This window comes from Myxococcus vastator (assembly GCF_010894475.1).
GTDB classification, from domain to species: Bacteria; Myxococcota; Myxococcia; order Myxococcales; family Myxococcaceae; genus Myxococcus; species Myxococcus vastator.
In genome coordinates, this window is the sequence record NZ_JAAIYB010000381.1 from 1 (window position 1) to 8337 (window position 8337).

Genomic DNA, 8337 nt, shown 5'->3' on the forward strand with positions numbered 1-8337 from the left:
GGGGCGGCCTGTCCAAATCTTCCACAGGCTGACAATTCGCTAGGCGTGCGCGAGCCGTTCCTGGATCAGGGAGAGGAGTTCCCTGCCAGCGAAGGGCTTTTCCAGATGAGGGCTTGGCACGGACGCCAGGAAGGCGCGGGCCTGGGGTGTCACCGCGCCGCCGGTAAGGAAGATGACCCGCTGGGCCTGCTCGGGGTGGCGGGACTGGAGGGCGGAGTAGAAGTCCATTCCGCTCATGCCCGGCATCATCAGGTCGCAGAAGACGACGTCGAAGCGCTCGCCGGCCTCGATGCGCTCCAAGGCCTCCTGGGCCCGGGTGGCGAGCGTGACGTCATGGTGTGGACGCAGCGTGCGCCCCAGGGCCGTGCAGACGAGCGGCTCATCGTCCACCACCAGCAGCCGGCCCCGCTTCTCCGCGGGAGCGGGCGGCAGCGCGGGCGGTGGGCGCTCCGCCACCCGCTGCGAGGGGGGCAGGAGCACCTGGAAGGTGGAGCCCTTGCCCGGCTCGCTCGTCACGTGGATTTCCCCACCCAGGGCCGTCACCAGGCCGTGGCAGATGGACAGGCCCAGTCCGGTGCCCACGCCGGGCTCCTTGGTGGTGAAGAAGGGGTCGAACAGGCGCGGCAGGTGCTCCTTCGCGATACCGGCGCCCGTGTCCGACACCTCCACGCAGACGCGGCCGCTCCCCGAAAGGCGGGTGACGACGCGGATTTCATGGCGCTCCGGCGTCCCGGGGGGAATGGCCTGGGCGGCGTTCACCAGCAGGTTGAGGAACACCTGTCCCAGCCGTGACTCGTTGCCGACCACGGTGGGGACCGCGTCGAGCTGCTTCACCACGCGGGCGCGGTGGCGAATCTCCGTGGTGGCCAGGTTCAGCGTGGACTCCAGCACCTGGCGGACGTCCACTTCCGTGCTCTCCGCTGAGTCCACCCGGCTGAACGTCTTCAAGTCCCGGACGATGCTGCGCACCCGGTCAGCGCCCTGCTGGGCCTCGGCGAGCGCGGCCTGGGCGCTGGCCACCGCCTCCACCAGGCGCGGCTCCACGTCCCGGGTGCCGGTGGGCAGCACGCGGGTGAGCTCCTCGCGCGCGAAGGCCAGGTTGGCGGTGAGGTAGGCCAGGGGGTTGTTGATTTCGTGCGCCACGCCCGCGGCCAGCGTGCCGACGGAGGCCATGCGCTGCGCGAGCATCAGCCGCGCCTGCATCTGGTAGCGCTCCGTCAAGTCGTGGGAGACGGAGACGATGGAGTCCTCGCCGTCGAAGGGCAGGGGGAAGGTGGTGGACTCCACATGCAGCACGCTGCCGTCGCGTTTGACGAGCCGCCGCTCCTGGAGGGCCGCGCGGCCGGTGCGGAGGGCTTCGTGCATGCGCGCGTCGGCGCTGGCGAAGTCCTCCTTCGGGATGATGTCGGAGATGTGCTTGCCCAGCAGCTCGCTCACGCTCTCGTAGCCCAGGGCCGTGGCGACCTTGAGGTTGGCGTAGCGCACGCGCGCGTCGGTGTCGAAGACGGCCACCAGGTCCGGCAGGCTGCCGATGAGGGTGCGGAAGCTCACCTCCGAGCGGCGCAGGCTCTCCTCCGCGCGCTTGAGCGGGGTGATGTCCGGGAAGAAGGCGATGATGTGGGGCGTGCCGCCGTAGGGCACCAGGCCCATGAAGAGCAGGGTGTGCCGCAGCTCGCCCTCGCGGGTGCGGTACTGCGCGTCCACGCCGCGCACCGTGCCGTGGCGCCGCAGCTTCTCCACGATTTGTGAGCGGTCGATGGGCGTCTCCCACAGCGACAGCTCCACCGTGGTGCGCCCGATGACCTCTTCGCGCGTGTAGCCGAAGAGCTGGAAGTAGGCTTCGTTGGCCGCCACCACGCGGCCTTCGGTGATGGTGGTGATGGACGTGGGCACGGGACTGACGGCCAGCAGCGTCTCCTTCAGGTCATCTCCGAAGGGCAGGCCCTTGCGGCCCTCGCGCCGGACGAAGCGGCGGCGGGCCAGCTCCAGCCGCAGCGCCAGCTCCTCCTCGTCCACGGGCCACGCGAGCAGGTCCTCGGCGCCGGCTTCCAGGGCGGGCCGCAGTGAGCCCAGCGCGCCCCGGTGGCCCAGGAGCAGCAGCACCGATTCCTCCCCACCAGGCAGGCTGCGCAGCGCACGCACCAGCGGGACGCGGGAGGTGTCCGTCCGGGCATCCACCATCACCAGCGCGCACGAGCCGCCGCGCCACGCGGCGGGCACGTCCGAATCGCGCGTCACGGTGACCACCGCGTGCCCCTGCGCTCGCAGCCAGGACTCGACTGGCGCCAGGTCCGCCCCTCCCCCCTGGGTGACAATCAGGACCCGCATGGGACTCCTCTTGATGACGAACGCGCATCGTTACACGACGTCTGCTGTTGTAAAAGACGGGTGCCGTGCCGGTGTGGCGTGGAGGTGACGAAGCGCCCGGGCTGCTACACTGGCTTCAGGACCGGTGGAGACAGGGGGACCTCATGGAACGGCGGGGCTTGGACGACAAGACGGCCATCGAGCCGCGGAAGCCACCCCCGCTGCCGGTGCAGGTGCCTCGGCGGAACTTCGAAGGGCTCTTCGTCCATGCGCTGAAGCCCACGGGGTCCTTCGCCCAGTCCTTGAGAGACATTGGCTACGACATGGAGGCGTCGCAGGAGTACTACCCGCTGGCGGTGTGGCGGGCGGCGCTGGGCGTGGCGCGTCGCCATGCCTGCGTGGGGCTGCCCCCCGAGGCCGCCAACCGCGTCCTGGGGCACCGCTACGTGGAGGGGTTCGCCCAGACGCTGGTGGGCCGCATCTTCGCCACCGCCGCGCCCCTGCTGGGGACGGAGCGGTGCCTGACGCGACTGCCCACGTATCTGCGGGCGGGGCGTGAGGACATGAAGATGCTGCTGGAGCCGGTGCAGGCGGGGGAGTGGCGCATCCGCGTCGTGGACCCGGACCCGCTGCCGGACTTCGTCGCCGGCGTGGTGGAGGGCGTCCTGCTGCGCACCAAGGTGTTGCCCCAGGTGGAGGTGCTGGAGCGGCAGGCGACGGGGTACGCCCTGCGGGTGCGCTGGACGGACGCCTGAGCGGGCCCGCGGGCCCCGGCGTCCGCTTCACCGCCAGCCAGGGAGGCGAGTCCCCGCGGGTGCTCCCACAGTTGTGATTGGCGGCGAAGTGTCCAGTCGTTAAACCTGCGACCCGTATGCACAAGACTCACCTCGTTGGCGCGCGGACGCACAACCTGAAGGACCTGTCGGTCGACCTCTCGGAAGGGGAGTTCGTCTGCGTCACCGGCGTCTCTGGCGCCGGCAAGTCGAGCCTGGCGCTCGACACCCTGTATGCCGAGGGGCAGCGGCGCTTCGTGGAGAGCTTCAGCCCGTATGCCCGGCAGTTCCTCGAGCGGCTGGAGCGGCCGCCCATGGACGCGCTGGAGCCCGTGGCCGCGGGCGTGGCCGTGGACCGGCGCGCGCCCGTGAAGAGCTCGCGCTCCACGGTGGCCACGCTGGCGGACGTGGAGCCGTACCTGTCCGCGCTCTTCACCCGTGAGGCCGTGCCCGTCTGTGGCACCTGCGGCGTGGAGGCGGTGCGGACGGACGCGCGCGTGGCGGCGGCGGCGGCCATCCGCGAGCACGCGGACGCGCAGGCCATCCTCACCTTCCCGCTGCGCATCCCCGACACGGCGGCCTTCCTGGACGCGCGGGCCCGGCTGCTGAAGGACGGCTACCACCGGCTGATGGTGCAGGGCGAGGTGAGGGAGCTGGAGTCGCTCCGCCCCGCCGAGGCGACCGACCCGGCGGGAATCGCGCGCGTGGTGGTGGACCGCGTGAAGCTGACGAACGCGCAGCTGTCGCGCGTGACGCAGGCCCTGGAGGACGCGTGGAGCCGCGCGGACGGCGAGGCGCACCTCTTCGTCCCTGGCCAGGGCGTGCCCCAGCGGCTGCGGCGCGGGCTGGTGTGCCCCAGGTGCGCGAAGGAGTTCGAGGCCGCGCGGCCCGGCCTCTTCAGCTACCAGTCGCCGGTGGGCGCGTGCGCCGCGTGCCGGGGTTTTGGCCGCACCATTGGCATCGACTGGGGCAAGGTGATTCCCAACCCCGAGCTGAGCCTGTCCCAGGGGGCCATCCGTCCCTGGTCCGGCCAGTCCACCACGTGGGAGCGCGGCATGCTCCAGCGCTGGTGCAAGGCGAGGGGGATTGCGTGGGACAAGCCCTGGGGCCTGTTGACGCCCGAGCAGCGCGAGTCGGTGCTGGAGGGCGAGGGCGACTACGACGAGGGCCGCGCCTATCCGGGCGTGCGCGCGTGGTTCCGGTGGATGGAGGGCCGCACGTACAAGATGCACGTGCGCGTGCTGCTGGCGCGCTATCGCGCGTATGCGTTGTGCGAGAGCTGCGGCGGCGGGCGCCTCAACGCCCAGGCGCGTGCGTACCGCGTGGGTGGGCTGGACCTGCCGTCGTGGCACCACCTGGAGCTGACGGACGCGCTGGCGCGGCTGGACGCGCTGCGCACCACCACGGGGCAGGGGGAGCTGGCGCGGCGCGAGCTGGCCGGCCGGCTGCGCTACCTGCAGCGGGTGGGCCTGGGCTACCTCACGCTGGACCGCCCCGCGCGCACGCTGTCGGGCGGCGAGGCGCAGCGCGTGTCCCTGACGGCCGCGCTGGGCACGTCCCTCACCGGCGCGCTCTTCGTGCTGGACGAGCCCACCGTGGGCCTGCACCCGGGCGACGTGCCGCCGCTGACGGAGGCCATCGCGGAGCTGGCGGAGCGGGGCAACATCGCGCTGGTCATCGAACATGACCCGCTGGTCATCCGCTCGGCGCACCGCGTGCTGGAGCTGGGGCCCGGGGCGGGGACGCAGGGCGGGCGGCTCGTGTTCGATGGGACGCCGGAGGCGCTGGCGAAGAAGCAGGACCTGCCCACGGGGCGGCTGCTGGCCGGCGTGGATGAAGCGACGCGCACGCCGCGCTCGCGCACCGGCGCGGTGGTGATTCGGGGCGCCCGCGAGCACAACCTGAAGGACCTCACGGTGGAGGTGCCCCTGGGGGTGCTGTGCGCGGTGACGGGGCCCAGCGGCTCGGGGAAGAGCACGCTGATGGACGAGGTGCTGTACCGGCACCTGGCGCGGCGGCTGGGCGTGAAGGACGTGGAGGCGCCCGGCGCGGTGGACGCGGTGGAGGGCATGGAGGCGGTGGAGGCCGTCACCCTGGTGGACCAGTCCCCGCTGGGGCGCACCTCGCGCGGCAACGCGGCCACGTACACCAAGGCGTGGGACCGGCTGCGCGAGCGCTTCGCCTCCGAGCCCGACGCGGAGGTGCGCGGCCTCACGGCGGCGCACTTCTCCTTCAACGTCGACAAGGGCCGCTGCGAGGCCTGCTCGGGCGAGGGCTACGAGACGGTGGAGATGCAGTTCCTCGCCGACGTGGCGCTGCTGTGCGCGGTGTGCCGCGGCCGGCGCTTCAAGGAAGAGGTCCTGGCCGTCCGCCACCAGGGCTTCAGCGTGGCCCAGGTGCTGGAGATGACGGTGGACGAGGTGCTCCAGCACTTCGGCGGAGACGCGGCGCTGAAGCGCACGCTGGGTCCCGTGGCGCGGCTGGGGCTGGGCTACCTCCCGCTGGGGCAGCCGCTGTCCACGCTGTCCGGCGGCGAGGCGCAGCGCTTGAAGCTGGCGCGGGCGCTGGCCAGCGAGGCGCGGGGCACGCTGTTCCTCATCGACGAGCCCAGCGCCGGCCTGCACGCGGAGGACGTGCGGCACGTCATCGCCGCGCTGCATGCGCTGGTGGACCTGGGCGCGAGCGTGCTGGTGGTGGACCACGACGTGGCGGTGATGAAGGCCTCGGACTGGGTCATTGACCTGGGGCCGGTGGGCGGGCGCGATGGTGGCCGGCTGGTGGCCGAAGGGACGCCGGAGGACGTGGCGCGCGGCGAGGGCGCCACCGCGCAGGCGCTGCGGGGCGAGCGCAAGCCGCTGGGCCGCGCGGTGAAGCTGCGCAAGCCGGGCAAGGGCGAGGTGCCGGCCATCGAGGTCGAGCACGCGCGCGAGCACAACCTGCATGACGTGTCGTGCCGCATCCCGCTGGGGAAGATGACCGTCGTCACCGGGCCGAGCGGCTCGGGCAAGAGCTCGCTCGTCTTCGACGTGGTATTCGCGGAGGGCCAGCGCCGCTTCCTGGAGACGCTGAGCCCGTACGCGCGGCAGTTCCTGCCCTCCATGCCGCGTCCGGACGTGGAGCGCATCAGCTCGCTGCCGCCGTCGGTGGCGCTGGAGCAGCGCACCTCGCGCGCGGGAGCTACCAGCACCGTGGCCACCGTCACCGAGGTGGCCCACTACCTGCGCCTGCTGTTCGCCAAGCTGGGCGAGCCGCACTGCCCGAAGGACGACTCACCCATCACCTCCACGTCGCCGGACGCGCTCTTCGCGCAGCTCACGGCGATGAAGGGCGAAGGCACGTTACTGGCGCCAGCGGTGCGCTCGCGCAAGGGCACCTACCTGGACGTCTTCGCGGCGGCGGCGCGCGCGGGAATCTCGCGGGCCATCGTCGACGGGAAGCTCGCGTCCACGGATGACCCGCCGCGCCTGGCGAAGACGCGGGAGCACGACATCGACCTCGTCATGTACGAGGGCAAGCTGTCGAAGCTGGACCGCGACGTTTTCGAGAAGGCGCTGGGCTGGGGCCAGGGCGCGGTGAAGGTGGACGTCGGCAAGGGCGAGACGCTGCTGTCCACCGAGCGCACCTGCCCCCAGTGCGCCGCCGCCGTGCCGGAGCTGGACCCGCGCTGGTTCTCCTTCAACACGAAGCAGGGCCGCTGCGAGTCGTGCGAGGGCACCGGCATCCAGGGCGGCGCCGAGGCGATGGCCGAGGGCGAGGTCGCGCCGTGCCGCACGTGCGGTGGCAGTCGGCTGGCCCCCGTCCCCCGGGGCGTGCGGCTGGAGGGCGCGCGCTACCACGAGGTGGTGCAGGCGTCCGTGGCGGCCACGCTGACGCGGGTGCGCGGCTGGAAGTTCAAGGGCGACCGGGCGCTCCTGGGCGAGCCGTCCCGCCAGGAGCTGCTGCGCCGCATGGAGTTCCTGGAGCGCGTGGGCCTGGGCTACCTGTCCCTGGACCGCAACGCCGCCACGCTGTCGGGCGGGGAGATGCAGCGGCTGCGTCTGTCGGCGCAGCTGGGCGCGGGCCTCACCGGCGCCATGTACGTGCTGGATGAGCCCACCATCGGCCTGCACCCGCGTGACACGCACCGGCTGCTGGACAACCTGCGCGCCCTGGTGGCCACGGGCTCCACGGTGCTGGTGGTGGAGCACGACTCGGACACCATCCGCGCGGCGGACCACCTGCTGGACCTGGGGCCCACCGGCGGCCGGGGCGGCGGGCACATCCTGGCGGAGGGGCCGCCGGACGTGGTGCTGGAGAGTGATTCGCCCACCGCGCGCGCGTTGAAGGAGGCGCAGGTGCGGCCTCCCTCGGGCCGGGGCGAGGCGAAGCAGTGGATTGAGCTCAAGGGCGCGCGGGCCAACAACCTGAAGCGCGTGGACCTGCGGCTGCCGGTGGGACGGCTCAACGTGGTGTCCGGCGTGTCCGGCTCCGGGAAGAGCACGCTGATTCGCCAGGTGCTGTACCCGGCGCTGCGCGAGAAGCTGGACCGCGTCACGGCGAAGCCCGGCCCCTTCACCTCGCTGCACGGGGCGGAGGCGGTGAAGCGCGTGCTGTCGGTGGACCAGTCGCCCATCGGCCGCACGCCGCGCTCGGTGCCGGCGACGTTCCTGGGCATCTGGGACGAGCTGCGCCGCGTGTTCGCGGCCACGCCCGAGGCGAAAATCAAGGGCTTTTCGCCCACGCGCTTCTCGTTCAACTCGGCCAGCGGCGGCCGGTGCACCGCGTGTGATGGGCAGGGCGCCATCTCCCATGAGATGTCCTTCCTCCCGGACGTGGTGACGCCGTGCGAGGCCTGCAACGGCGCGCGCTTCGACGCGGCCACGCTGGAGGTGCGCTACCACGGGCTCACCATTGGCGACGTGCTGCGCCTGTCCGCCGACGAGGCCAAGGACGTCTTCAAGGCGCTGCCCCGCGTGGCCGCGCCGCTGGAGTGCCTGGCCGACCTGGGCGTGGGCTACCTCCAGCTCGGCCAGGGCTCCAACACCTTGTCTGGCGGCGAGGCCCAGCGCTTGAAGCTGGCGGCCGAGCTGACGGCCTCCGCCCGGCACGAGCCCACGCTGTACGTGCTGGACGAGCCCACCACCGGCCTGCACCTGGGCGACGTGGAGAAGCTCATCACCTTCATGGGCCGGCTGGTGGACCGCGGCGACACGCTGGTGGTCATCGAGCATCACCCGTCCGTGATTGGCGCGGCGGACCATGTGGTGGAGCTGGGGCC

General features: G+C 72.4%; 3 protein-coding genes. 2 read left to right on the forward strand and 1 reads right to left on the reverse strand.

All coding sequences use genetic code 11. The features are described from left to right. Positions 1-39 precede the first annotated feature (39 nt). Complete coding sequence (locus tag G4D87_RS28790; RefSeq protein WP_163785914.1) at positions 40-2328, reverse strand: hybrid sensor histidine kinase/response regulator; 2289 nt, start codon at positions 2326-2328, stop codon at positions 40-42. Positions 2329-2471: 143 nt separating this feature from the next. On the opposite strand from G4D87_RS28790, the gene G4D87_RS28795 reads away from it, so the two are divergent. After that, positions 2472-3062, forward strand: coding sequence for a DUF2378 family protein (locus G4D87_RS28795; protein WP_163785915.1), 591 nt, complete (start codon positions 2472-2474; stop codon positions 3060-3062). 116 nt (positions 3063-3178) lie between these two features. Then, positions 3179-8337: excinuclease ABC subunit UvrA (uvrA, locus tag G4D87_RS28800; RefSeq protein ID WP_163785916.1), on the forward strand; the 5159-nt coding region annotated here is incomplete at its 3' end.

What these genes read in the sequence shown, in the direction of transcription:
- G4D87_RS28790 (WP_163785914.1), bottom strand. Translation starts at nt 2,328, where the DNA reads ATGCGGGTCCTGATTGTCACCCAGGGGGGAGGGGCGGACCTGGCGCCA.
- G4D87_RS28795 (WP_163785915.1), top strand. Translation starts at nt 2,472, where the DNA reads ATGGAACGGCGGGGCTTGGACGACAAGACGGCCATCGAGCCGCGGAAG.